Annotated in this window: 19 protein-coding genes; 7 read left to right on the forward strand and 12 right to left on the reverse strand. The window is 70.2% G+C overall.

Features of this window, described 5'->3' with window-relative positions:
- Positions 1-6: 6 nt before the first annotated feature.
- On the reverse strand, positions 7-1,356 hold the full coding sequence (gene ftsY / locus AB0M56_RS32150; protein WP_364182956.1) for a signal recognition particle-docking protein FtsY: 1,350 nt from the start codon (positions 1,354-1,356) through the stop codon (positions 7-9).
- Between the two features lie 150 nt (positions 1,357-1,506).
- Between ftsY and AB0M56_RS32155 the strand changes: the two genes are divergently transcribed.
- The 3 genes from AB0M56_RS32155 to AB0M56_RS32165 all read left to right on the forward strand — a co-directional run bounded on the left by AB0M56_RS32155 (position 1,507) and on the right by AB0M56_RS32165 (position 5,007).
- Positions 1,507-2,712: an anhydro-N-acetylmuramic acid kinase gene (locus tag AB0M56_RS32155; RefSeq protein WP_364182959.1), complete on the forward strand. Its 1,206-nt coding sequence runs from the start codon at positions 1,507-1,509 to the stop codon at positions 2,710-2,712.
- Positions 2,713-2,722: 10 nt separating this feature from the next.
- Positions 2,723-4,291: a sodium:solute symporter gene (locus AB0M56_RS32160; RefSeq protein ID WP_364182961.1), complete on the forward strand. Its 1,569-nt coding sequence runs from the start codon at positions 2,723-2,725 to the stop codon at positions 4,289-4,291.
- A gap of 107 nt (positions 4,292-4,398) precedes the next feature.
- Positions 4,399-5,007, forward strand: a complete 609-nt coding sequence (locus AB0M56_RS32165; RefSeq protein ID WP_220237758.1) for a DUF3455 domain-containing protein — start codon at positions 4,399-4,401, stop codon at positions 5,005-5,007.
- Between the two features lie 62 nt (positions 5,008-5,069).
- Here the strand turns inward: AB0M56_RS32165 and smc are convergent, their stop codons facing one another.
- Together smc and AB0M56_RS32175 are read right to left on the reverse strand one after the other, a co-directional pair.
- Positions 5,070-8,672 carry a chromosome segregation protein SMC gene (gene smc, locus AB0M56_RS32170; RefSeq protein WP_364182964.1) on the reverse strand — a complete coding sequence of 1,201 codons (3,603 nt, stop codon included), beginning with the start codon at positions 8,670-8,672 and terminating at the stop codon, positions 5,070-5,072.
- Between the two features lie 189 nt (positions 8,673-8,861).
- Positions 8,862-9,149: an acylphosphatase gene (locus AB0M56_RS32175; RefSeq protein WP_364182967.1), complete on the reverse strand. Its 288-nt coding sequence runs from the start codon at positions 9,147-9,149 to the stop codon at positions 8,862-8,864.
- 289 nt (positions 9,150-9,438) lie between these two features.
- On the opposite strand from AB0M56_RS32175, the gene AB0M56_RS32180 reads away from it, so the two are divergent.
- On the forward strand, positions 9,439-10,098 hold the full coding sequence (locus AB0M56_RS32180) for a hypothetical protein (RefSeq protein WP_364182970.1): 660 nt from the start codon (positions 9,439-9,441) through the stop codon (positions 10,096-10,098).
- 53 nt (positions 10,099-10,151) lie between these two features.
- On the opposite strand, the gene AB0M56_RS32185 is transcribed toward AB0M56_RS32180, so the two are convergent.
- From AB0M56_RS32185 to AB0M56_RS32215, 7 genes are read right to left on the reverse strand one after another with little or no spacing between them, the layout of a single operon-like run.
- Positions 10,152-10,850 (reverse strand): response regulator, encoded by a 699-nt coding sequence (locus tag AB0M56_RS32185; protein WP_364182972.1) that lies wholly within the window; start codon positions 10,848-10,850, stop codon positions 10,152-10,154.
- Positions 10,847-13,441, reverse strand: a complete 2,595-nt coding sequence (locus AB0M56_RS32190) for a sensor histidine kinase KdpD (RefSeq protein ID WP_364182974.1) — start codon at positions 13,439-13,441, stop codon at positions 10,847-10,849. The genes AB0M56_RS32185 and AB0M56_RS32190 overlap by 4 nt, the downstream gene beginning before the upstream one ends.
- Before the next feature lie 4 nt (positions 13,442-13,445).
- Positions 13,446-14,066, reverse strand: a complete 621-nt coding sequence (locus tag AB0M56_RS32195) for a potassium-transporting ATPase subunit C (protein WP_364182976.1) — start codon at positions 14,064-14,066, stop codon at positions 13,446-13,448.
- 5 nt (positions 14,067-14,071) lie between these two features.
- Complete coding sequence (kdpB, locus tag AB0M56_RS32200) at positions 14,072-16,168, reverse strand: potassium-transporting ATPase subunit KdpB (RefSeq protein ID WP_364182978.1); 2,097 nt, start codon at positions 16,166-16,168, stop codon at positions 14,072-14,074.
- The gene (gene kdpA, locus AB0M56_RS32205) at positions 16,165-17,826 is read right to left on the reverse strand and encodes a potassium-transporting ATPase subunit KdpA (protein WP_364182980.1); all 1,662 of its coding nucleotides are present in this window, start codon (positions 17,824-17,826) and stop codon (positions 16,165-16,167) included. The genes kdpB and kdpA overlap by 4 nt, the downstream gene beginning before the upstream one ends.
- Entirely contained in the window at positions 17,826-17,927 is a 102-nt protein-coding gene (kdpF, locus tag AB0M56_RS32210) for a K(+)-transporting ATPase subunit F (RefSeq protein ID WP_326569282.1), read from the reverse strand. The genes kdpA and kdpF overlap by 1 nt, the downstream gene beginning before the upstream one ends.
- Entirely contained in the window at positions 17,924-18,127 is a 204-nt protein-coding gene (locus AB0M56_RS32215; RefSeq protein ID WP_364182983.1) for a hypothetical protein, read from the reverse strand. The genes kdpF and AB0M56_RS32215 overlap by 4 nt, the downstream gene beginning before the upstream one ends.
- 229 nt (positions 18,128-18,356) lie before the next feature.
- On the opposite strand from AB0M56_RS32215, the gene asnB reads away from it, so the two are divergent.
- The gene (asnB, locus tag AB0M56_RS32220; protein WP_364182984.1) at positions 18,357-20,198 is read left to right on the forward strand and encodes an asparagine synthase (glutamine-hydrolyzing); all 1,842 of its coding nucleotides are present in this window, start codon (positions 18,357-18,359) and stop codon (positions 20,196-20,198) included.
- 81 nt (positions 20,199-20,279) lie between these two features.
- Here the strand turns inward: asnB and AB0M56_RS32225 are convergent, their stop codons facing one another.
- Positions 20,280-20,783, reverse strand: a complete 504-nt coding sequence (locus AB0M56_RS32225) for a GNAT family N-acetyltransferase (RefSeq protein WP_364182987.1) — start codon at positions 20,781-20,783, stop codon at positions 20,280-20,282.
- The gene (locus AB0M56_RS32230) at positions 20,780-21,319 is read right to left on the reverse strand and encodes an SRPBCC family protein (protein ID WP_364182990.1); all 540 of its coding nucleotides are present in this window, start codon (positions 21,317-21,319) and stop codon (positions 20,780-20,782) included. Before AB0M56_RS32230 ends, AB0M56_RS32225 begins: the two co-directional genes overlap by 4 nt.
- 59 nt (positions 21,320-21,378) lie before the next feature.
- Here AB0M56_RS32230 and AB0M56_RS32235 point away from each other — a divergent pair, with 59 nt between their 5' ends.
- Both AB0M56_RS32235 and AB0M56_RS32240 read left to right on the forward strand, forming a co-directional pair.
- Positions 21,379-21,960 (forward strand): TetR/AcrR family transcriptional regulator, encoded by a 582-nt coding sequence (locus AB0M56_RS32235; protein WP_364182993.1) that lies wholly within the window; start codon positions 21,379-21,381, stop codon positions 21,958-21,960.
- Between the two features lie 203 nt (positions 21,961-22,163).
- Complete coding sequence (locus tag AB0M56_RS32240; RefSeq protein ID WP_364182996.1) at positions 22,164-23,576, forward strand: SLC13 family permease; 1,413 nt, start codon at positions 22,164-22,166, stop codon at positions 23,574-23,576.
- Positions 23,577-23,596: the final 20 nt, after the last annotated feature.

Consider the following 23,596-nt stretch of genomic DNA (forward strand, 5'->3'; position numbering starts at 1 on the left):
CCTGTCTCAGCCGAGCAGGGCGTCCACGAACGCGCCGGGCTCGAACGGCGCCAGGTCATCGGGCCCTTCACCCAGGCCGACGAGCTTCACCGGCACTCCGAGCTCCTTCTGGACCTGGAAGACGATGCCGCCCTTGGCCGTGCCGTCGAGCTTGGTGAGGACGATGCCCGTGACGTCGATGACCTCGGAGAACACGCGGGCCTGGGCGAGGCCGTTCTGGCCCGTGGTGGCGTCGAGCACCAGCAGGACCTCGTCGACCTTCGCCTGCTTCTCGACCACCCGCTTGACCTTGCCGAGCTCATCCATGAGGCCGGTCTTCGTGTGCAGGCGGCCCGCGGTGTCGACGAGGACCGCGTCGGCACCTTCGTCGATGCCGCGCTTCACCGCGTCGAACGCTACGGCCGCGGGGTCGGCACCTTCCTTGCCGCGCACGACCGACGCGCCAACGCGCTCGGCCCAGGTCTGGAGCTGGTCGGCGGCCGCGGCGCGGAAGGTGTCGGCCGCGCCGAGCACCACGGTGGATCCCTGCGAGACGAGCACCCGCGCGAGCTTGCCGGTGGTGGTGGTCTTTCCGGTGCCGTTCACACCGGCGACGAGCACGACGGCGGGCTGCTTCTGGCCGTCGACCTCGTGGGGCAGCGCACGCACGGCGCGAATGCCGTCCGTGGACAACGAAGCGGTCAAGACCTCGCGCAGCACTTCGCGCGCTTCGGCGGGCGTGCGCACCGCGCGGCGCGACAGCTCGTCACGCAGGCGGTCGACGATCTGGGTCGTGGTGGCCGCGCCGAGGTCGGCGATGAGCAGCGAGTCCTCGACGTCCTGCCAGGAGTCCTCGTCGAGGTCGCCGGCGCCGAGCAGGCCCAGCAGGCTCTGGCCGAACATCGAGCGTGACTTCGACAGCCGGCCGCGCAGGCGATCCAGGCGGCCGGTCGCGGGGTCGATCTCCTCGATCGGGAGGACCGGCTCGATCGGTTCGACAGTGCCTTCGACCGGTGCGGCCGCGGGGCCTTCCGACTCCGGCTCGGGCAGCCTGACGTCGCGCATCGTGCGCTGGTCGGAGTCGCGCGGCACCGCGGCGTCGTCGCCCACGGCGGGCTGGCCGTCGACCTCCGGGCGGTCCTCGACGGGGTGCTCGGCCGGCACCGGTTCCGCGGCTGGCGCAGCCTCGGCCTCACCCCCGGGCGCGAAGGTGATGCCGCCGGACGCGGTGTACCCGCCGCCCTTCGGCTTCTCCTCGACCTTGCGCGTCTGTTCGAGGCTGATCCGCCGCCGACGTGCGATGAGCAGCCCGGACACCAGCACGGCGACCAGGACGACGACGGCGACGATGACGATCCAGAACCAGGTACTCGACACACCCCCATCCTGTCATCCACTCCGGGACTCCCCCGGACACCCCACCGCGCTGCGCCCTTCAGGCCAAGGGATCACACGCAGAGTTCCGATTCGGCCAAGACTTCACGACGCGGCTTGCGTCACCGCTTCACCCCGGCTAAACCACTCCGGATGAAAACCCACGGCTTCCGCGTGCTCGGCCTCCTTTCGGGGACTTCGGTCGACGGCATCGACGTCGCCGTCGCCGAGCTGCACGCCGAAGAAGGCACCGTGGTCCTCACCCCGCTCGGCGAGCTCGACGTGCCCTTCACGGCGGAAACCCGCGAAGCAGTGCTGGCCGCGCTGCCGCCCAACCCGAGCAGCGCCGAAGCACTCACCGTGCTCGACACCCGCGTCGGCCAGGCCTTCGCCGAAGCCGCCGCGCGGGGCATCGCCGAGCACGGGCCCGTGGACGTGATCGCCTCGCTCGGCCAGACCGTCTACCACTGGGTGGAGAACGGCGTGGCGCTCGGCACGCTGCAGCTGGGCCAGCCCGCGTGGATCGCCGAACGCACCGGCACCCCCGTCGTCGCCGACCTGCGCATCCGCGACATCACCGCGGGCGGCCAAGGCGCACCGCTCGCCAGCACGCTCGACGCGTTGTGGCTGCGTGGCCTCGCCGAGGAGACCGGCAAACCCGTGGCCGCACTGAACCTCGGCGGCATCGCCAACATCACCGTCGTCAGCGGCAGCGACGCTGTGCTCGCCTACGACACCGGCCCCGCCAACGCGTTGCTCGACCTCGCCGCCGCCCGCGTGACCGGCGGCGAGCAGCACGCCGACGTCGACGGGAAGCTCGCGCTCGCCGGCTCCGTCCGCCGCGACCTGCTCGACCGGCTGCTCGCCGACCCGTACTTCGCCGCCGCACCACCGAAGTCCACCGGCAAGGAGCACTTCCACGGCGACTACCTCGACGCCGCCCTCGCCGGCGTGGCGCCGCTCACGCCCGAAGACCTCCTGGCGACGCTCACCGAGCTCACCGCCGCGACCGTCGCCGCCGAATGCCGGCGCCACCACGCGGCGACGCTCGTCGTGTCCGGCGGCGGCATGCGCAACCCCGCCGTGATGGCGGCGCTGGCGGGCAACCTCCCCGGCGTCACCCTGCGCACCAGCGACGACCTCGGCCTGCCCGGCGCGGGCAAAGAGGCGTACCTGACGGCGTTGCTCGGCTGGCTGAGCTGGTGCGGCGTGCCGGCCACGCTGCCGTCGGCGACGGGCGCCCGCGGGCCCCGGCTGCTCGGTGCACTCACGCCCGGAGCGGACCCCCTGAACCTTCCGGCCCCACTGGGGGGCACCGTGAACCGCTTGCGGGTCACGGAAGTTGGCGCACGACGGTAGGAGAAACCCCATGAACCCAGTCGATCTGGTGATCGTCATCGTGTACCTGGCGGCGATGCCGATCATCGGCGTGCTGATCGGACGCAAACAGAAGTCCGCGAACGACTACTTCGTCGGCGAACGCAGCATGCCCTGGTGGGCTGTCACGCTCTCGGTCGTGGCCACCGAGACCTCCACGCTCACCGTGATCTCGACGCCGGGCCTGGTCTTCGGCAGCGAGTTCCTCTTCCTCGAGGTGGCGTTCGGCTACATCCTCGGCCGCGTCGTCGCCGCGTTCGTGCTGCTGCCCCGCTACTTCCGCGGCAACTACGTGAGCGCGTACGAGTTCCTCGGCCGCCGCTTCGGGCGCGGGCTGCAGGGCACGGCGTCGGTCACGTTCGTCGTCACGCGCCTGCTCGCCGAAGGCCTGCGGCTGTTCGCCGGCGCCATCCCGATCAAGGCGATCCTCGACCACTACGGCATCCACACGTCGTACTGGCACATCGTGGTGCTGCTGACCGCGCTCACGCTCATCTACGCGTTCGTCGGTGGCATCAAGTCGGTGATCTGGGTCGACGTGATCCAGTGGTCGCTCTACGTCCTCGGCGCGATCGGCGCGGTCGTGTTCCTCTCGACCAAGCTGCCGGACGGCTGGACGTCGATCGCCGCGAGCCAGGGCCGCTTCCAGCTCACCGACTTCACGTCCAACATCATCACCAGCCCGTACGCGTTCATCGGCGCCGTGGTCGGTGGCGCCTTCCTGTCGATGGCCTCGCACGGCGCGGACCAGCTGATCGTCGGGCGGCTGCTGTCGACCAAGAGCCTGCGCGACGGCCAGCGCGCGCTGATCGGCTCGTCGTTCGTGGTGTTCGTGCAGTTCGGGCTGTTCCTGGTGGTCGGCGCGATGCTGTGGGTCTACACCGGCGGCAAGACGGGCGCGACGGCCACCGCGGTCGCGGCCGGGAAGATGTCCGGCGACGACGTGTTCTCCAACTTCATCGTCAACGACCTGCCCGTGGGCCTGGCGGGCCTGCTCATCGCCGGCATCCTCGCGTCCACGATGGGCGCGCTGGCCTCGGCGCTCAACGCACTGTCCACTTCGACCATCGCCGACCTCTACCAGCGCTTCACGCACCGGTCGGTCGAGGACTCGAAGCTGCTGCGCCACGGTCGCATGTGGACGCTGATCTGGGCGGTCGTGTTCGCGATCTTCGCGTCGCTGTTCACCAACTCGAAGGACCCCGTGATCCAGCAGGGCCTCGGCATCGTCGGCTACACCTACGGCGCCCTGCTGGGCTCGTTCTTCCTCGGCCTGATCGTGAAGAAGGCGCGCCAGTCCGACGCGATCGTCGCGTTCGCGTGCTCGGTGGTGGGCATGGCGTTCCTGATCCTGTTCGTCAAGTTCGACAAGGCGACCACAGCCGTGCACATCCAGTTCGGCGCGGCCACGAAGACGCTCGTGCCACTCGCCACCTACTGGTACACGTTCGTCGGTGTGGTGATCACGATGGTCGTCGGCGGGCTGCTCGCGCTGCGCCACCGCGACGCCGACCCGAACGCCACCGAGGTGGACCTCCCGAAGGAGGAAGTCACCGTCTGATCACCGCTGCGAGATTTTCCCCGATCGGGTGAACCGTCCCGGGGTGGGCGCTCGTGCACCTGACGAGCGCCCGCCACCGGATGGCGGGCCCGGATCAGGCGGGGACGATGAAGCGGATTTCTCTGGCACTGGCGGCGGGTTCGATGATCCTCTTGGGCGGTGCGACGGCGTGTTCGTCGGCCTCCGGGGCCGCGGCGGCCGACCCGGGCGCGGCGAAGGCGGCGGCCGGGGCCCAGGCCGGAGCGCCGGCGCAGTCTCAGGCCGGGACCCAGGACGGCACGCCCGAGGTGATCGCGGCCCCCGCGCAGGTGCAGGTGCCGCCGGGCAACAAGCGCGTGGCCACCTTCCACGGCGAGGGCGTGCAGATCTACGGCTGCACCGACGGCGCGTGGACCCTGATCCAGCCCGCGGCCATCATGTCCGACAACGGCAAGGCCGTGGCCCTGCACAGCAAGGGACCGGTGTGGACGTCCACTGTGGACGGCAGCACGGTCGCCGCCACCGCCGTGCCCGGCAAGGCCGTGCAGCACACCGACGCGATCCCCGAGATCCTGCTCAAGTCCGACCAGGACACCGGCAAGGGCGTGTTCGGCACCGTCACCTACGTGCAGCGGCTGGCCACCAAGGGCGGCCTCGCCCCGAAGGGCGCGTGCACCACGGGCCAGCAGACCTCCACGCCGTACTCGGCCGAGTACGCGTTCTGGGCCGCGAACTGAAAGCAACAACGGAAAAGGGGCTTCCCGGTCACCGCGGGAAGCCCCTTTTCGCACGTCTCGGATCAGCTCGCGGGCACCGGCTCCTCGTCTTCGGCGCGCAGGCGCTGCGAGATCACCTTCGTGATGCCGTCGCCCTGCATGCTCACGCCGTAGAGCGCGTCGGCAATCTCCATGGTCGGCTTCTGGTGGGTGATGATGATCAGCTGCGACGAGTCGCGCAGCTGCTCCAGCAGCCCGATCAGCCGGCGCATGTTGGTGTCGTCGAGCGCCGCCTCGACCTCGTCCATCACGTAGAAGGGTGAGGGGCGGGCGCGGAAGATGGCCACCAGCATGCCCACGGCCACCAGCGACTTCTCACCACCCGAAAGCAGCGACAGTCGCTTCACCTTCTTGCCCGGCGGGCGCGCCTCGACGTCGACGCCGGTGGCGAGCAGGTCGTTGGGCTGGGTGAGCACCATACGACCCTCGCCGCCCGGGAACAGCACGCTGAACACGGTTTCGAACTCACGCGCGACGTCGGCGTAGGCCGAGGCGAAGACTTCCAGGATCTTTTCGTCGACCTGCCGGATCACGGCTTCGAGGTCCTTGCGCGTGTCCTTGAGGTCTTCGAGCTGGGTCGAGAGGAACTTGTAGCGCTCCTCCAGCGCCGCGAACTCCTCCAGCGCCAGCGGGTTGACCTTGCCCAGCAGCGTCAGGTCCTTCTCCGCGCGCTTGGCGCGGCGGGCCTGCGTGTCGCGGTCGTACGGCATGGGCGGCGGCATGGTCACGTCCTCGCCGCGCTCCTTGGCCGCCTCGTACTCGGCCATCTCACCCGCGCTCGGTGGCACCGGCACGTCGGGGCCGTACTCCTGGACCAGGTCGGCGAGGCCGATGCCGAAGTCCTCGGCGATCTTGGCCTCGAGCGTCTCCAGCCGCAGCCGCTGCTCGGCGCGCAGCACCTCGTCGCGGTGCACGGCGTCGGTCAGCTTCTCGAGCTCGCCGGACAGCTCGCGGACCTTGGCGCGCACCGCGGTGAGCGCGGTCTCGCGGGTCTGGCGCTGTGCCTGGGCTTCGTCGCGCTCGGCGGCCGCGCGCTGCACGGAGTGCTCGATGCGTTCCAGCGCGAGCTCACCGGCGTTGACCACGGCGTTGGCGATCGCGGCGCCCCGCTCCCGCGCCTCGCGGGCCTTGGCTGCACGTTCCCGGGCCTGCTGCTCGGCGAGCGCCGCGCGCCGCAGCGATTCGGCCCGCCCGGCGATGCTGCGTGCCCGCTCCTCGGCGGTGCGCTGCGCGAGCCGCGCCTCCATCTCTTCCTGGCGGACCACGGCGAGCTGCTCCACGGCCTCATCGCGCTCGGCCGTGTCCGGGTCGTCCTCCACCGGCTGCTCGGCGACGGCGGCGAGGCGCTCCTCCAGCTCGGCCAGCTGCGCCAGCGCCTGCTCGCGGCTCTGCTCCACCTTTGCGCGCTGCCCGGCGAGGCGCTCGACCTCGGCCTGCGCCGATCGCGCGGCCTGCTGCATCCGGTTCAGCCGCTCCGACGACCGCGCCTTGCGGACCTTCGCGTCACCGAGGGCATCCTTGGCCTGGCCCACCTCTTCGCGCCGGGCCTGCTGCTCGGCGCGGGCGCCTTCCAGCTCGGCGGTGTGGCGCTCCAGCGCGCGCTCGGCCGTGCGCAGCCGCTCGCCCGCTTCGTCGACGGCGGCCTGGACCTCGATCACGCTCTCGCGCGCGGCCGAACCGCCGGCAACCCAGCGGGCGCCGAACACGTCGCCTTCGCCCGTGACCGCGCGCACGTCCGGGTGGCTCGCCACCAGCTGGCGCGCCACGTCGAGGTCGTTGACCAGCGCCAGCTTGTCCAGCGCCTGCTCGACGGCCGGGCGCAGCTGCTCGGGCGCGGTCACGACCTCACGGGCCCATCGAGCGCCGTAGGGAAGCATCGGCCACGACGAAGTGTCCACAGTGGGCCCGTAGCTGCCCAGCACGATGCCGGCGCGGCCGGAATCGGTGTCCTTCAAGTACTTCAGCGCGGTCAGCGCCTGCTCGCCGCCGGCCACGGCCACGGCGTCGGCGACCGGCCCGAGCGCGGCGGCCAGCGCCACTTCGTGGCCCGGCTCCACCGTGAGCAGCGCGGCGACCGAACCCAGCAGGCCCGGCAGCTCGTGCGACGCGCCCAGCAGCGCGCCGGCGCCGTCCTTGCGCTTGAGGCCCATCGAGAGCGCCTCGACCCGCGCCCGCTCCGACGCGATCTCGCGTTCGGCGGAGCGCTCGGCCTTCACCAGCTCTTCGACGCGCGCCTTGGCGGCGTTGTTGGCCTCGACCGCGCGGTCGTGGCGCTGCATGAGGTCCGCGTCGTCGGACTCCTCGACACCGCCCTCGGCCTTGGCCTCTTCGAGCTCCTCCAGCGCGATCTCGGCGCGCTCGGCGGATTCCTGCAACGACACCGACAGGCGGTCGATCTCGTCGGCGGTGGCGCCGTTCTTGCTGCGCAGCGCCTCGACCTGGCCGGTCAGCTTCGCCATGCCCTCGCGGCGGTCGGCGATGGCGCGCACCGCGGCCCAGTGGGCGCGTTCGGCCGCCTGCACGCGCTGCTCGAGGTCCTCTCGCCGCAGTACGGTCTCGGCCAGCAGCTCCCGGGCCTCCATCACGGCCTCGTTGAGCTCCTGCTCGCGCTCGGCGACCTGCTCGGCCTCGGCCAGCAGCTCCTCGGGGTCGCGCCCGCCCGTCGGGGCCGAGACGTCGGAAGACAAATGGCGCTGGCGCTCCACGGCGAGCCGTACGGTGCCGCGCAGGCGCTCGGCCAGCGCGGAGAGCTTGTACCAGGTCTCCTGCGCGGTCTGCAGCTTCGGCGCGTCCTCGGCGAGCGAGGCCTCCAGCTCCGTCTCTTCGGCGGCCACGATCTCCAGGGCCTGCTCCACCTCGGTGCGGCGCTGACGCGCGGTGCGCTCGTCGGCCTCTTCTCGGGCGATGGCGTCGCGCTGGGTCACCAGGTCGTCGGCCAACAGGCGCAGCCGGGAGTCGCGCAGCTCGGACTGCACCGACTGGGCTTTGCGCGCGATCTCGGCCTGCTTGCCCAGCGGCTTGAGCTGGCGGCGCAGCTCGGTGGTGAGGTCGCCGAGGCGGTCGAGGTTTCCCTGCATGTTCGCGAGCTTGCGCAGGGTCTGTTCCTTGCGCTTGCGGTGCTTGAGGACGCCCGCGGCCTCCTCGATGAAGGCGCGGCGCTCTTCGGGCTTCGACTCGAGGATCGCCGACAGCTGGCCCTGCCCGACGATGACGTGCATCTCGCGGCCGATACCGGAGTCCGACAGCAGTTCCTGCACGTCCATCAGACGGCAGCGGTCGCCGTTGATCTCGTACTCGCTCGCACCATCGCGGAACATGCGGCGCGTGATGGAGACCTCGGTGTACTCGATCGGCAGCGCGCCGTCGGCGTTGTCGATGGTGAGCGTGACCTCGGCGCGGCCCAGGGGGGCGCGGCCCGCGGTGCCGGCGAAGATGACGTCTTCCATCTTGCCGCCACGCAGGTCTTTCGCGCCCTGCGTGCCCATGACCCAGCGCAGCGCGTCGAGGACGTTGGACTTGCCCGAGCCGTTGGGACCGACCACGCACGTGATCCCCGGTTCGAACCGCAGCGTGGTGGCCGAGGCGAAGGACTTGAAACCCTTCAGCGTCAAGCTTTTCAGGTGCACGTGGTGCTGACCCTTCCGGCCGCGGGTACTGGCTCTACAGTCGGCCAAGGCTACCTGGGCACCCGCCGTGATCGCGGGAGGCCGCCCTCTCCCGGCGCGCCTAGCACAGAACGCGACGCACCGGCAACCCCTTGTGTCCCACCCGTCACAGCGATCACCCGGGCGGCGCAGTGCCCCCGGCACTGCCGCTCAGCGCTCGGCGAAGCCCGTCAGACTGCCCTTCGCCGGGCTCCAGCGCTCGACGACGTGATCCACACTTCCGGGTGATTCTCCCGACCTCAGGGTGGCCAACAACCGCTCACAGTGGTCTCGACCACCCTCCGCTACCACCTCGACACGGCCGTCGGGCAGGTTGCGGGCAAAGCCGACCAGGCCGAGCTCCAGCGCGCGGCTCCGGGTCCACCAGCGGAAACCGACCCCCTGGACTCGCCCGTGGACCCACGCCGCCAGCCGGATGTGTGTTTCTTCCTCACTCACGCGTCCATCCTGCCCCACGCCATCCGCTGCGGACAGTGACGGGGCAGGCCCCGTACCTGCGCGAATGGGTCACAGGCGGTGATAACCTCCCGGCCGGGGTCCGCGTCCGGCGCCCCGATCCCCCGAACCACTCCGGGGAGCCGGACCGAACCGCGCCACGACTTCCGGCGTCGACCCGGGTGCCGACTCGTCTGTCAAAGGACTGCCGCACCCGACGACGCGGAAACCGGCGACGCCCCGACTGCCTCGACCCGTACAGCGTTGAACCGCATGTATGTAAGGAGCCTGCATGTCCCGTCCCGACGGGCCGGATCCGAGCTCACGCATCTCCGTCGCACCGCCGAAGGCCGCGAGCGGCCTCATGAACCGGGCCGGCTACGCCATCCTCGGCGTCAGCGGCCTCGTGGTCGCCACGGCCTTCGCTGCGGTCGCCGAACTGGCGGGCCCGGGCAGCACCACCGCCACGTCCACCACCGTCCCCGGCGGCGGCCAGGGCACCCTGCCGGGCAGCTCGCAGGTCGTGCCGGGCAACGCCGTACCGGGCGCCCCGATGACCCTGTCCGGCCAGCCCACCCCTGGCGACCCGACGTCGGTCCCCTCGAGCCCCACGACCGTGGTCTCCACGGGTGCCAACGGCGTGCCGACCACGACCGTGGTCGTCCCGCCGCCGAATAACCCTGGCGGCGGTGGGCCGCACAACCCGCCACCGGGTGGAGGCAACACGAATACGGTCAAGCCGCCGTCGTCGTCTTCGCCTCCGCGCAGCGACGACCCACCGGCCTCTTCCTCGAACACCCCGCCGTCGTCGGACGACTCGTCGGCCCCGCCGTCGAGCCCGCCGCCCAGCACCGGTGGCGGTGGCTCCACCAGTGGTGAGCCGCCGAGCTCGCCGCCGGTGTCGTCCTCCACGGACGTTCGCACGACTGACCCCACCGGTCCCACCAGCTGAAAACACAGGCCGCACAACACGATGGCCGCCCCGCGGGGCGGCCATCGTCGTGTTCAGACCTCGAAGCGGTACCCCATTCCGGGTTCCGTGAGCAGGTGGCGCGGACGTGAGGGCTCCGGCTCCAGCTTCCGCCGCAGCTGTGCCAGGTACACGCGCAGGTAGTGCGACTCCGTCTCGTACGACGGCCCCCACACCTCGTGCAGCAGCTGCTTCTGGGCCACCAGCCGGCCGCGATTGCGCACCAGCAGCTCCAGCACGCCCCACTCGGTCTTGGTCAGGTGCACCTCTTTGCCGTCGCGGCGGACCTTCTTCGCCGCCAGGTCGATCGTGAAGGAACCTGTGTCCACCACGGCTTCCGCGCCGTCGGCCCCGGCCACGGTCGAGCGCCGCACGGCGGCCCGCAGCCGGGCGAGCAGCTCGTCCATGCCGAACGGTTTCGTCACGTAGTCGTCGGCGCCCGCGTCGAGCGCCTGGACCTTGTCGGCCGAGTCGCCGCGCGCCGAGAGCACGATGATCGGCACCGTGGTCCAGCCGCGCAGGCCGGCGATCACCTCGGTGCCGTCGAGGTCGGGCAGGCCGAGGTCGAGCACCACCACGTCGGGTTTGGTCTCGGCCACGGCCTTGAGCGCCGCGGTGCCGTCGTGCGCCGTGATCACCTTGTACCCGCGGGCGTTGAGGTTGATCCGCAGCGCGCGCACGATCTGCGGTTCGTCGTCGACCACCAGCACGGTGGCCGCCTTGTCGGGACTCACGAGCCCACTCCCTCCACCGCCTCGTCAGCGACTGAGCCGGCGGCCTCGTCGATCTTGAGGAGGTCCTTCTCCGGATTCTGCCCGGTGTAGGCGGGCAACGAGATCACCACGGTGAGGCCGCCGCCCGGCGTGTCCTCGGCCCGGATGCTGCCGCCCATCGCCTCGATGAAGCCCTTCGCGACCGACAGCCCGAGCCCCACGCCGGGGGTCGAGTCGCGGTCGCCGCCCAGCCGCTGGAACGGCGCGAACGCCGAATCCGCCGTGCCCTTCTTCAGGCCACGGCCGTGGTCCACGATTCGCAGCTCCACGTACTCGGAGTGCGCGCTCGCCCGCGCCGACACCACGCCGCCGCCGTGGCGCAGGGCGTTGTCCAGGACGTTGGCGATCACCCGTTCGAGCAAGCCGGGATCGGCCAGCACCGAAGGCAGGCTCACGTCCACGCCCACCTTCACGTCGCGTGAGTTGTCCACGTTGGACAGCGCGTGGGCCACCACCTCGTCGTAGCCCACCGGCCGCAGGTGCGGCGTGACCGCGCCGGTGGCCAGGCGCGAGGAGTCGAGCAGGTTGTCGATGAGCCCGGCGAGCCGGTCGGCCGAGAGCTCGATGGCCTCCATCAGCTCCGCGGTGTCCTCCTCGGACAGTGACAGGTCGGGCGCGCGCAGGCTGCCGATCGCCGCCTTGATGGACGTCAACGGCGTGCGCAGGTCGTGGCCGACGGCCGAGAGCAGCGTGGTGCGCAGTTCCGTCGCCTCGGCCTTGCGCTCGGCCTCCGCCGCGGCCGCCGCCATCCGCTGCTGGCGCAGCGCGAGCAGCGCCTGCCCCGCCACGGCCTCCAGCACGCGGCGGTCGGCCGCGGGCAGCGCCCGGCCGCGCAGGGTCAGGTGGACGTCGGCGGTCACCGCGATGTCCACGTCGGCCTCGTCCGGGTCGGCGCACGGGAACTGCCCGGCCAGCGCGACCTTCTGCCACACGCCGTTCTTCTTCTCCAGCAACGTGACCGACGTCAGGCCGAAGTTCTCGCGCACCTTCTCCAGCAGCCGCTCGATCGGGTTCGGGTTCGTCAGCACCGTGCGCGCGTACGACGCCAGCAGCGCCGCCTCCGTGCGCGCCCGCGCGGCCTGGCTGCCGCGCCGGGCCGCCGAGGCGACGACGAGGGCCACCAGCACGGCGACCACGATCATCGCGACGAGCGTGACCACGTTCTGCGGGCTGTGCACATTGAGCGTGTACAGCGGTGGCGTGAAGAAGAAGTTGAGCAGGCCCGCGCCGAACACGGCCGCGATCACCGCCGGGCCGAGCCCGCCCACGAGCGCGACGATCACCGTCGCGAGCACGTAGAGGATCACGTCGGTGGAGAACTCGACGGTGTCGCGCAGCAGCACGCCCAGGCCGGTCGCGAGGATCGGCAGCGCCAGGCTCAGCACCCAGCCCAGCACGAGCCGCGACGGAGCCAGCGGGCTCGCGCCGAGCCGCGCCCGCAGCCGCCCGCCCGCGTAGGAGTGCGTGACCATGTGGACGTCGATCGAGCCGGACTGCTGCACCACGGCCGCGCCGATGCCCTCGTCGAACAGCCGCGCCACTCGTGAGCGGCGCGAGGTGCCGATCACGAGCTGCGTGGCGTTGACCCCGCGCGCGAAGTCCAGCAATGCCGTCGGCACGTCGTCGCCGACGACGGCGTGGAACGTGGCCCCGACCTCCTCGGCCAGCGTGCGGCTGCGCGCCATGGCCGTGGGACCGAGCCCGGACAGCCCGTCCCCGCGCAGGATGTGCACCACCTGCAGCTCCGCGCCCGCGCGCGTGGCGATGCGGCTGGCGCGCCGGATGAGCGTCTCGCTCTCGGGGCCGCCGGTGATGGACACGACGACCCGTTCACGCGCCTCCCACGTGTCGGTGATCTTCTGCTCGGCGCGGTAGCGCTGCAGGGCGACGTCGACCTGGTCGGCGACCCACAGCAGTGCCAGCTCGCGCAACGCGGTGAGGTTGCCGGGGCGAAAGTAGTTGCCCAGCGCCGCGTCGATGCGCTCGGCCGGGTAGACGTTGCCGTGCGCGAGCCGGCGCCGCAGCGCCTCCGGCGTGATGTCCACGAGCTCCAGCTGCTCGGCCTTGCGCACGACCTCGTCGGGCACGGTCTCCTGCTGCGTGACGCCTGTGATGCGCTCGACGACGTCGTTGAGGCTCTGCAGGTGCTGCACGTTGACCGTGGACAGCACGTCGATCCCCGACTCGAGCAGCTCCTCCACGTCCTGCCAGCGCTTGTCGTGGCGCGCGCCGGGCACATTCGTGTGCGCGAGCTCGTCGATGACGACGACCTCGGGCGCGCGCTTCAGGATCGCCTCGATGTCCATCTCGGCGAACTCGTGCCCGCGGTGGCTGACCGTGCGCCGGGGCACGATCTCGAGGCCGTCGAGCAGGTCGGCGGTCTTCTGGCGGCCGTGGGTCTCCACGAGGCCCACCACCACGTCGGTCCCGCGCTCCAGCCGGCGGCGGGCCTCGCCCAGCATCGCGAAAGTCTTGCCCACGCCCGGAGCCGCGCCGAGGTAGATCCGCAGTTCTCCTCGGCGCGGCTTCGGGGTCGTACTCGGTGTGCTCACGCTGTCAGTGTGCTCCCTGTGCCCCTGTAACAGCGGAATGCACGGCCAAGTTGAGCAGCAGCACGTTCACCCCGGGGACGCCTATCCCGGCGCCCGTCGTGTTGGCCGCCACCAGCTCGCGCACCTTGTCCTCGCTCAGCCCCGTGTTCTTCGCGACGCGCGGGATCTGCAGGTCCGCGTAGGCGACGCTGATCGACGGATCGAGGCCCGAGCCGGAAGCGGTCACGGCGTCGGCCGGCACCTGGGCCGGGGCGACGTTCTCCCGCTTCGCGATGGCGTCCTTGCGCTCGGTGATGGTCTTCACGAGGTCCTCGTTGAACGGGCCCTTGTTCGACGCGCCCGAGCTCGACGGGTCGGCCGGACCCAGCGCGTCCTTCGACAGCGCCGAGGGCCGGTTGTGGAACCACGGGTCGTGCGCCGGGTCGGCCGCGACCGGGTCGATGCCGATCAGCGACGACCCGACGGCCTGGTCGTTCTGCGTGACCACGGAGCCCTCGGCGTTGGATTGCAGGCCGGGGATGCGGGAGATCGTCCACACGGCGAGCGGATAGATGATGCCGAGGATGATCGTCAGCGCGATGAGGACCCGCAGGCCCGCCCAGGACTGCTTGATGAAGGTGTTCATCAGATTCACCCGATTCCAGGGATGTGGCGCACGATCAGGTCGATGATCCAGATCCCGAGGAACGGGCTCACGATGCCGCCGAGGCCGTAGATGAGCAGGTTCCGGCGCAGCAGCGCGGAAGCCGATGAGGGCTTGTAGCGCACGCCGCGCAGGGCGAGCGGGATCAGGATCACGATGATCAGCGCGTTGAAGATGACGGCCGAGAGGATGGCCGACTGCGGGGTCGCCAGGTGCATGATGTTCAGCGCGCCCAGCTGGGCGAAGATGGACGTGAACATCGCGGGCAGGATGGCGAAGTACTTCGCGAGGTCGTTGGCCACGCTGAAGGTGGTGAGCGCGCCGCGCGTGATGAGCAGCTGCTTGCCGATCTCCACGATCTCGATGAGCTTGGTCGGGTTCGAGTCGAGGTCGACCATGTTGCCGGCCTCCTTCGCGGCCGACGTGCCCGTGTTCATCGCGACGCCGACGTCCGACTGCGCCAGCGCGGGAGCGTCGTTCGTGCCGTCACCCGTCATCGCGACGAGCCGCCCACCTTCCTGCTCCTTCTTGATGAGCGCCATCTTGTCCTCGGGCTTGGCCTCGGCGAGGTAGTCGTCGACGCCTGCGTCCTCGGCGATGGCCTTGGCGGTGAGCGGGTTGTCGCCCGTGATCATCACCGTCTTGATGCCCATGGCCCGCAGTTCGGTGAACCGCTCCTTCATGCCCGGCTTGACCACGTCGGAGAGCCGGATCACGCCGCGCACGAACGCGCGTCCGCCGGCCGACTCCGCCACCACCAGCGGCGTGCCGCCCTGCTGGCTGATCTCGTCGACGATCCGCTCGGTCTCGTCCGGCATCGCGCCGCCGCGCTCGCGCACCCACTGGCGCACGGCCGAGGTGGCACCCTTGCGGACCTCGCGGTCGCCGAGGTCGACACCGCTCATCCGCGTCTGCGCCGTGAAGGGCACGAACTCGGCGAGCTTCTCGTTGTCACCGGCCTTTTCGGGCAGGCCGTGGTTCGCCGCGATCAGCTCGATGATGCTGCGGCCCTCGGGCGTGCCGTCGGCGAGGCTGGACAGCCGGGCCGCGCGGGCCAGGTCGTCCATTGTGGACCCGCTGACGGGGATCAGTTCGGTGGCCTTGCGGTTGCCGAAGGTGATCGTGCCCGTCTTGTCGAGCAGCAGCGTGGAGACGTCACCCGCGGCTTCCACCGCGCGGCCGGACGTGGCGAGCACGTTGCGCTGCACCAGCCGGTCCATGCCCGCGATGCCGATGGCGCTGAGCAGCGCGCCGATCGTGGTCGGGATCAGGCAGACCAGCAGGGCGGTCAGCACGATCACCGTCTGCTGCTTGCCCGAGTACCCGGCCATCGGCTGCAGCGCCACCACGGCGAGCAGGAAGATGATCGTCAGCGTGGACAGCAGGATCGTGAGCGCGATCTCGTTGGGGGTCTTCTGGCGGGAAGCGCCTTCCACCAAGGCGATCATCCGGTCCACGAAGGACTCACCGGGCTTGGTCGTGATCTTCACGACGATCCGGTCCGACAGCACCGTGGTGCCACCGGTCACGGCCGAGCGGTCGCCGCCCGACTCGCGGATGACCGGGGCCGACTCGCCCGTGATGGCCGACTCGTCGACGGTCGCGATGCCCTCGACGACGTCGCCGTCGCCGGGGATGATCTGGCCGGCCTCGACGACCACCAGGTCGCCGATGCGCAGGTCGACACCGGGCACGGCCTCTTCGGACCCGTCCTCGGTGAGCCGGCGCGCCACCGTTTCCTTCTTGGACCTGCGCAGCGACTCGGCCTGCGCCTTGCCGCGCCCTTCGGCGACGGCCTCGGCCAGGTTCGCGAACAGCACCGTGAGCCAGAGCCAGATCGCGACCAGGATCGCGAACATGCTCGGGTCGACGATCGCGAACACCGTGGTGAGGGCCGAACCCGCCCACACCACGAACATCACGGGGTTCTTCAGCTGGTGCTTGGGGTTGAGCTTGCGCAGCGCCTCGGGCAGGGAAATCCAGAGCTGGCGCGCGTTGAACGCACCCGCTCCGACGCGGCCCGCGTTCTCCGCGTGGTGCTGCTGGTCTTCCAGGGGACTTCGAGGGGTTTCGGTGACTGTCATGCCAACGCCTCCGCAACGGGCCCGAGCGCGAGCGCGGGGACGAAAGTGAGGGCCGCGACGAGGACGATGGTTCCGGTGAGCATCGTGGCGAACAGCGGTCCGGTGGTGGGCAGGGTGCCGGCGGTTTCGGGAACCTTCTTCTGCCGGGCCAGCGAACCGGCCAGGCAGAGCACGGCGATGATCGGGATGAACCGGCCGAGCAGCATGGCGACGCCGAACGAGGACTGGAACCAGTCGCTCGTCGCGGTCAGGCCGCCGAACGCGCTGCCGTTGTTGTTGGCAGTCGAGGCGTAGCCGTAGAGGATCTCCGACAGGCCGTGCGCGCCGGGGTTGCCGAGCGCGCTCTGCGTGGAGGGCAGGGCCAGCGAGATCCCGGCGCCGACGAGCACGAGGGTCGGCATGGCGAGCATCGAGATCGCGGCGGCCGTGACTTCGCGCTTGCCGAGCTTCTTGCCGAGGTACTCCGGCGTGCGCCCGACCATCAGACCCGCGAGGAACATCGCGATCACGGCCATCACGAGGATGCCGTAGAGGCCCGTGCCGACGCCGCCCGGCGAGATCTCGCCGAACAGCATGTTCAGCAGCGCGCCGCCACCGCCGAGGCCGGAAAGACTGTCGTGCGCGCCGTTGATCGCTCCGGTCGACGTGCCGGTGGTCGTATCGGCGAAGATCGACGTGAGACTCAGCCCGAAGCGCTGTTCCTTGCCCTCCATATTGGCTCCCGCGGCGAGCGCGGCGGGGCTGTTGGTGAAGGACTCCGAGGTCCAGATCAGGACCAGCATCGCGCCCCAGATCGCACCCATGACCGAGAGCAGGACGTAGCCCTGCTTCTTGTTGCCGACCAGCTTGCCGAACGTGCGGGTGAGGCTGACCGGGATCACGAGGATCAGGAACAGCTCGATCAGGTTGGTCCACGCGTTCGGGTTCTCGAACGGGTGCGCGGAGTTCGCGTTGAGGATGCCGCCACCGTTGGTGCCGAGCTCCTTGATCGTCTCCTGGCTCGCGGCCGGTGCCAGCGCGATGGTGCTCTGGCTGCCGTCGGGGTTGGTGACCGCGACACCCGAGTGCAGGCTCTGGATCACGCCGAGCGCGACGAGCACGATGGCGAAGACGAAGGCGATCGGCAACAGCACGCGGATCGAGCCGCGCACGAGGTCCACCCAGAAGTTGCCGAGGCGGTCGGTCTTCGAACGGATGAACCCGCGGGTCACCGCGATCGCGACGGCCAGACCCACACCCGCCGACAGGAAGTTCTGCACGGTGAGACCGGCCATCTGCACGAAGTGGCCCATCGTCGTCTCGGGGACGTAGGACTGCCAGTTGGTGTTGGCCACGAAGCTCGCGGCCGTGTTGAACGCGACGGACGGCGAAACCGCGCCGCGCCCGAAGTTCCACGGCAGCACCTCCTGCAAGCGCTGCAGGAGGTACAGCACGATCACCGACGCGAAGGAGAAGCCGAGAACCCCCGACGCGTAGGTCTTCCAGTGCTGCTCGGCGTCCGGATTGACCCGGACGACCTTGTAGATTCCTTTTTCGATCTTCCAGTGCTTCTCGCTCGAGAAGACCCTGGCCATGTAATCGCCGAGCGGTTTGTAGACCACCGCGAGGGCGAGCAGCAGTAGACCGACCTGGACGAGGCCGGCACCGACATCACTCATCAGAACTTCTCCGGCCTCACCAGTGCGATGAACAGGTAGATGATCAGGCCCAGCGCCAGCAGTCCGCCGACGATGTTGGCCACGGTGCCCGCGCCGCTCACAGCTTCTCCATCCCGCGCAGGGTCAGGGCCAGAACCACGAACACGCCGATCGTCAGCAAGACGTACAACAAGTCGGCCACAAGGCACCTCTCAAGACAGGTCACCCGGGGCGGGTGACCGTTGGACGTCGCAACTGTGCGGTCGTAGCGCTGCGTGATGGAGACGGTCTGACGCCTCCTTGACGCGGCCTCCTGGGCCATTTACGCGTTCTTGACGCCGGGTGACCCCCGCCACCGCCGTTCGCCTGGTACCCCTGGCGTTCGGTTGATCTTGACCGGTGACGCCAAGTAGTTGGTGAGTGACTCACGCCACAATCTGTAGTGGATCTACGACGGAGCGTGCAATTCGGGCAGACATGGCCCGCCCGGCTGTGTTACACCAGTGTTTCGAATAGTTGTATTACCTAAGCAAAATCACGGAGGCACGCGGATGTGCGGAATCGCCGGCTGGGTTTCCTACGACTCTGACCTGTTACAACGGCAGGAGATCGTCGACGCGATGACAGAGACGATGGCGTGCCGCGGCCCGGACGACCGCGGCACGTGGGTGCGCCGCAACGTGGCGCTCGGGCACCGCAGGCTCGCGATCATCGACCTGCCGGGCGGCCGGCAGCCCATGAGCCTGCGCACGCCCAACGGCGAGATCTCCATGGTCTACAGCGGCGAGGCCTACAACTTCACCGAACTTCGTGAAGAACTCACGAAGCTCGGGCACACGTGGGAGACCGACAGCGACACCGAGGTGGTGCTTCACGGGTACCTGCAGTGGGGCGACGCGGTCGTCGACCACCTGAACGGCATGTACGCGTTCGCGATCTGGGACGAGCGCGACCAGAAGCTCGTGATGATCCGCGACCGCATGGGGATCAAGCCGTTCTACTACTACCCGACGCGCGACGGAGTGCTGTTCGGCTCGGAACCCAAGGCGATCCTGGCCAACCCGCTGGCGCGCAAGGCCGTGGACACCGACGGGCTGCGCGAGCTGCTGGGGTTCACCAAGCGGCCGGGCTGGTCGCTGTGGAAGGGCATGAGCGAGGTCGAGCCGGGCACGATCGTCACGGTGTCGAAGGACGGCATCCGCACGCGCACGTACTGGAAGCTCGACGCGAAGCAGCACACGGACGACCAGGAAACCACTGTCGCGCGCGTGCGCGAGCTGATGACCGACATCGTGAACCGCCAACTGGTGGCCGACGTGCCGCGCTGCGTGCTGCTCTCGGGCGGCCTCGACTCCAGCGCCGTGACGGGTCTCGCCGCCGCGCGGCTGGCCGAGCAGGGTGAGCAGTTGCGCACGTTCTCGGTCGACTTCTTCGGCCAGGAGGAGAACTTCAAGCCGGACGAGATGCGCGACACCGCCGACTCGCCGTTCATCCGCGACGTCGCGAAGCTCGTCGGCTCGGCGCACCAGGACGTGGTGCTCAACCCGGCCGAGCTGTCCGACCCGGCCGTGCGCCGCGCCGTGCTCACCGCCCGCGACATCCCCGCCGGCCTCGGTGACATGGACACGTCGCTGTACCTGCTGTTCAAAGCGATCCGCGGCGAGTCCACGGTGGCACTCTCGGGCGAGTCGGCCGACGAGGTGTTCGGCGGTTACCGCTGGTTCCACGACGAAGCCACCGTGAACGCCGACACTTTCCCGTGGCTGGCCTTCCGCAACGGCCTGATGAGCCGGCGGGAAGCGCTGCTCAGGCCCGACGTCGCCGCGACACTGAACCTCGAGGACTACGTGGCGGACCAGTACCGCACCGCCGTCGCGCAGGTGGAGCACCTCGACGGCGAGTCGGAGCGCGAGGCCCGGATGCGCACGATCTGCAACCTCCACCTCAGCCGGTTCGTGCGGATGCTGCTCGACCGCAAGGACCGCGCGTCGATGGCGGTGGGCCTGGAAGTGCGCGTCCCGTTCTGCGACCACCGGCTCGTGGAGTACGTGTACAACACCCCGTGGTCGCTGAAGACGTTCGACGGCCGCGAGAAGAGCCTGCTGCGGCACGCGACCAAACACGTGCTGCCGGACTCCGTGCGGGACCGGGTGAAGAGCCCTTATCCGTCCACTCAGGACCCGGGCTACGCGGCCGCGCTGCAGCAACAGGTGAAGGAAGTGCTGACGGAGCGGGACAACCCGGTGTTCCAGTTGGTGAACCGCGAGTGGCTCACGAAGGTGTCCGAAGTGGACCCGGCCACGATGGAGTCTTCGCAGCGCACCGGCCTGGACCGCGCGCTGGACCTCTACCACTGGTTCGACATGTACTCGCCCGAGCTGCAGCTGGACTGAGCTGGTTTTGGTCGTGGCGCCGTGGCCCGCCTCCCCCGCGTCCGGGAGGCGGGCCACGGCTCGTCTTCTCGGGTCGGCGGGTCAGAGTTCGAGGCTGGCGTCCACGTCCGCGCCGTGCACGTCGAGGTCCGCGCCCGTGCCGGTGAGCAGGCGGCGGGCGGCGGTGTTGTCCACGGTGGTCGAGGCGATGAACCTCGCCGCGCCACCGTCGCGCGCGGCTTCGAGCAGCACTTCCGTCACGCGCTTGCCGATGCCGCGCCCGCGCACCGAGCGGCCCAGCCACACACCGGCCTCCACCGCGACGGCCGACGGCCCGTGCACCGGCCGCAGCCGCGCCGCCCCGGCCGCACGGCCGTCGAGCTCCACGAGCCACGTGGTTTCGATCGCGGTGTCCGGGTCGAGGCAGCGCCGCCGGTGGAACGCCAGGAACGCCTCGCGCCGCTCGGGCGTCCAGCCCGGCGGGCCCTCCACCGGAGGCATCACCTCGAGGGGGTCGGCGTCGGCGACCGCGGCCTCGAGCAGCCGGTGCAAGGCCGGCTCGTCGAGGGGGGTCAGCACGATCTCGGAATCGGAAGCTCCGGTCACGCACGGAGCTTGGCACGAGGATCTTGGTCGCGCGACCTGGTAATACGGCTTACCAACGTCTTCCCGGCTTCGCGGAGCAACCGGACGTACGGCGACCACTGCGCCGGCGTCACGACACCGCCGGTCAGCACCCGTTCCGCCTGGTCGAGACAGTCCTCGATCAGCGCGTCGTGCAGCGGCCGCCAGAACAGCGGCCAGGTGATCCGCGCGGCACCGTGCAGGTGCGCCGCGAGCACGTGCCGAAGCTCACAACCGTCCGAAGTGTCCCGCACGAGGAACTCGTGGAACCCGTCGATCCCTTGCGGAGCCGTGAATCGGCAACTCAATGACCGTCCTTCATGGAATCTTTCGACGACGTAGTGCACCGGCCCGTGGCCACCCGGGACACCGGGCGCGACCGGGCCGGCGAACCGCATCGGCGGCCACAGCTCGCCCGGCCACAGCCGATCGCCGGGCGCGCCGAGCGTGTCGAGCAGGGCACCCGCCTCGGCGGCGGGCACGGGGAACTCGCGAGCGTGAACGTTGAGCACAGCCATGGGACAGCTCCGTTCTAGAGACTTTCCTCCATAACGTATTAGAGCATAGTCTCCACAACATGGGCAGGCCTCCGGTTTACACGACCGCGCAGTTCCTCGACGCGGCCACCACACTGTTCGCCGGGGGCGGCGCGCGCGCCGTGACGATGGCCGCCACGGCGAAAGCCGCGGGCGCCCCGAACGGCTCGATCTACCACCGCTTCGCCGACCGCCCGGAACTCCTGGCCGCCCTGTGGATCACGACACTGCGCGACTTCCAGGACGACTTCATAACCCTGCTGGGCCCGACCCCGTCAGTGGACGACGCCATCGCCGCCGCCGCCAGCGTCGTCCACTGGTGCCGCCGCCACCCGGCCGGCGCGCACGTGCTGGACGCGGGGAAGCAGGCGTTCTCCCCGGCCGACTGGTCCCCGTCCGCAACCGCCGACCTCACGCGGGCCGAGAACGAACTGAAAGCCGCCATCAAACACGCCACGGCGACGCTGCCGTCCTCCACCGGCTGCACCGCGGAAGACGTGGTGCTGGCGCTCGTCGAGGTTCCGCGTGCCGTGGTCCACCGCTACCTCACCGGCGGCCGGACGCCGCCGCCGAAGGCTGCCGACCTGGTGGCCCGCTCGGCCCGCAAGCTGCTCCGTCCCTGACCGCACTCGCTCGCAGGCACCCCACGCACCGAACCTCAGCTGCGTCCGGTTTAGGAAGATTTATCCCCTGTGGGGGCCATAACGACGTTTTGCCCTCATCGCCTTGACCCACATCGTGAACATGTGCCCATAATTCGGGCCAACTTACCCGGGAGCCGGGCGGACAGTGTGCAACGTCGCACGAGCGGACGGACAAAACTCTTATGTCGGACACGGCAATCTTGATCAACACGGCGGTCGCGATCATCGCGATCGCCGTGCTGATCGTCAGGTTCAAGCTGAACCCGCTGATCGCGCTGGTGATCGGCTGCTGCTACCTGGGGCTCGCCACCGGGCTGGGCGTCGGGAAGACCGTCGACGCCATCAGCGCGGGCTTCGGCGACATCATGGCCGAGATCGGCCTGCTCATCGCCTTCGGCGTGCTCATGGGCGCGATCCTGCGCGATCTCAGAGCGATCGAGCGGCTCGTGGACCGTCTGATGCACGCGGTCGGGCCGAAACGGATCCCATACGCGCTGGCGCTGACGATCTCCACTTTCCTGCAGTCGATCTACCTGGACGTGCTGCTGGTGATCGCCGCGCCGCTGGCCAAGGGCATCGCGCCCCGGCTGGGCAAGTTCGGCACCGCGCGGATGGCCACCGCGCTGGCGATCGGGCTGGAATGCGGCATCATCTTCACCGTTCCGGGCATCGGCGCGCTCGCGCTCGCCGGGCTGCTGCACGTGCCCCTGGGCACCTACTTGCTGTACGGGCTGATCGTGGTCATCCCGACGGTCGTCGTCGCGATCTTCGTGTCCACCTTCCTGCTCACGCGCGGCTGGTGGAAGCCGGCCATGGACGAGCAGGACGTCGCCGCGCCGGAAACCCCGAAGACCGAACTCGCCGATGACGACGACCGGGCACCGACGGCCGCCGAGCCTGTCGCGGGTGGCGGCGCCACAGCCACCCTCGTCGAGTCGCGGCAGCGGGCCGAGCCCCGGCTGTTCGTGCTCCTGGCCCCGCTCGTCGTCGCGTTGCTGCTGGTCGCCACCGGAGCCATCGCCGAGATGGCGCACTGGTCGAACCCGGTCGTCGCGCTGCTGTCCACGCCGATGGTGGCCCTGCTGATCGGGCTCGTCGGGACGTGCCTCGTCGGCCGCTGGTACGCCGGCCAGCCCCGGGTGGAGAAGGCGCTCGCGGCCGGACTGCGCCAGAGCGGGCAGATCCTGCTGCTGAGCGGTGTCGGTGGCTCGCTCGCGGCCGTCATCAAGGCCGTCGGCCTCGGTGACATCCTCGGCAAGTACCTCTCGGCCGGCGCGTGGGCGCCGCTGCTCGTGGTCTGGGCGATCGCCGCGGTGCTGCACATCGCGGTCGGCTCGGTGACGATCTCCGCGATCACCGCCGCGGGCCTGCTCGCCCCGGTGGCGCCGGCGCTCGGGCTCAACCCGGTACTCATCGCACTCGCCGCGGGCGCCGGCTCGCTCTTCCTCGTGCACCTGACCAGCAACACATTCTGGCTGCTGCAAGCACTGATGGGCCAGACGACGCGGGGCACGCTGAAGACCTGCTCGGTGGGGGTCTCGATCGCGTCGGTCACCGCGTTGGGCCCGATCCTCGCCCTGAGCCTGGTGCTGTGACCGAAACGAGAGAGGATCCG

It is taken from the genome of Amycolatopsis sp. NPDC051372, from assembly GCF_040682095.1.
Classification (GTDB): domain Bacteria; phylum Actinomycetota; class Actinomycetes; order Mycobacteriales; family Pseudonocardiaceae; genus Amycolatopsis.

Excerpts from the sequence above, each read along its gene's own strand:
- AB0M56_RS32155 (WP_364182959.1), top strand. The coding sequence starts at position 1,507 with ATGAAAACCCACGGCTTCCGCGTGCTCGGCCTCCTTTCGGGGACTTCG.
- AB0M56_RS32160 (WP_364182961.1), top strand. The coding sequence starts at position 2,723 with ATGAACCCAGTCGATCTGGTGATCGTCATCGTGTACCTGGCGGCGATG.
- AB0M56_RS32165 (WP_220237758.1), top strand. The coding sequence starts at position 4,399 with ATGAAGCGGATTTCTCTGGCACTGGCGGCGGGTTCGATGATCCTCTTG.
- AB0M56_RS32180 (WP_364182970.1), top strand. The coding sequence starts at position 9,439 with ATGTCCCGTCCCGACGGGCCGGATCCGAGCTCACGCATCTCCGTCGCA.
- AB0M56_RS32195 (WP_364182976.1), bottom strand. The coding sequence starts at position 14,066 with ATGAACACCTTCATCAAGCAGTCCTGGGCGGGCCTGCGGGTCCTCATC.
- kdpB (WP_364182978.1), bottom strand. The coding sequence starts at position 16,168 with ATGACAGTCACCGAAACCCCTCGAAGTCCCCTGGAAGACCAGCAGCAC.
- kdpA (WP_364182980.1), bottom strand. The coding sequence starts at position 17,826 with ATGAGTGATGTCGGTGCCGGCCTCGTCCAGGTCGGTCTACTGCTGCTC.
- AB0M56_RS32215 (WP_364182983.1), bottom strand. The coding sequence starts at position 18,127 with ATGGCCCAGGAGGCCGCGTCAAGGAGGCGTCAGACCGTCTCCATCACG.
- asnB (WP_364182984.1), top strand. The coding sequence starts at position 18,357 with ATGTGCGGAATCGCCGGCTGGGTTTCCTACGACTCTGACCTGTTACAA.
- AB0M56_RS32230 (WP_364182990.1), bottom strand. The coding sequence starts at position 21,319 with ATGGCTGTGCTCAACGTTCACGCTCGCGAGTTCCCCGTGCCCGCCGCC.
- AB0M56_RS32235 (WP_364182993.1), top strand. The coding sequence starts at position 21,379 with ATGGGCAGGCCTCCGGTTTACACGACCGCGCAGTTCCTCGACGCGGCC.
- AB0M56_RS32240 (WP_364182996.1), top strand. The coding sequence starts at position 22,164 with ATGTCGGACACGGCAATCTTGATCAACACGGCGGTCGCGATCATCGCG.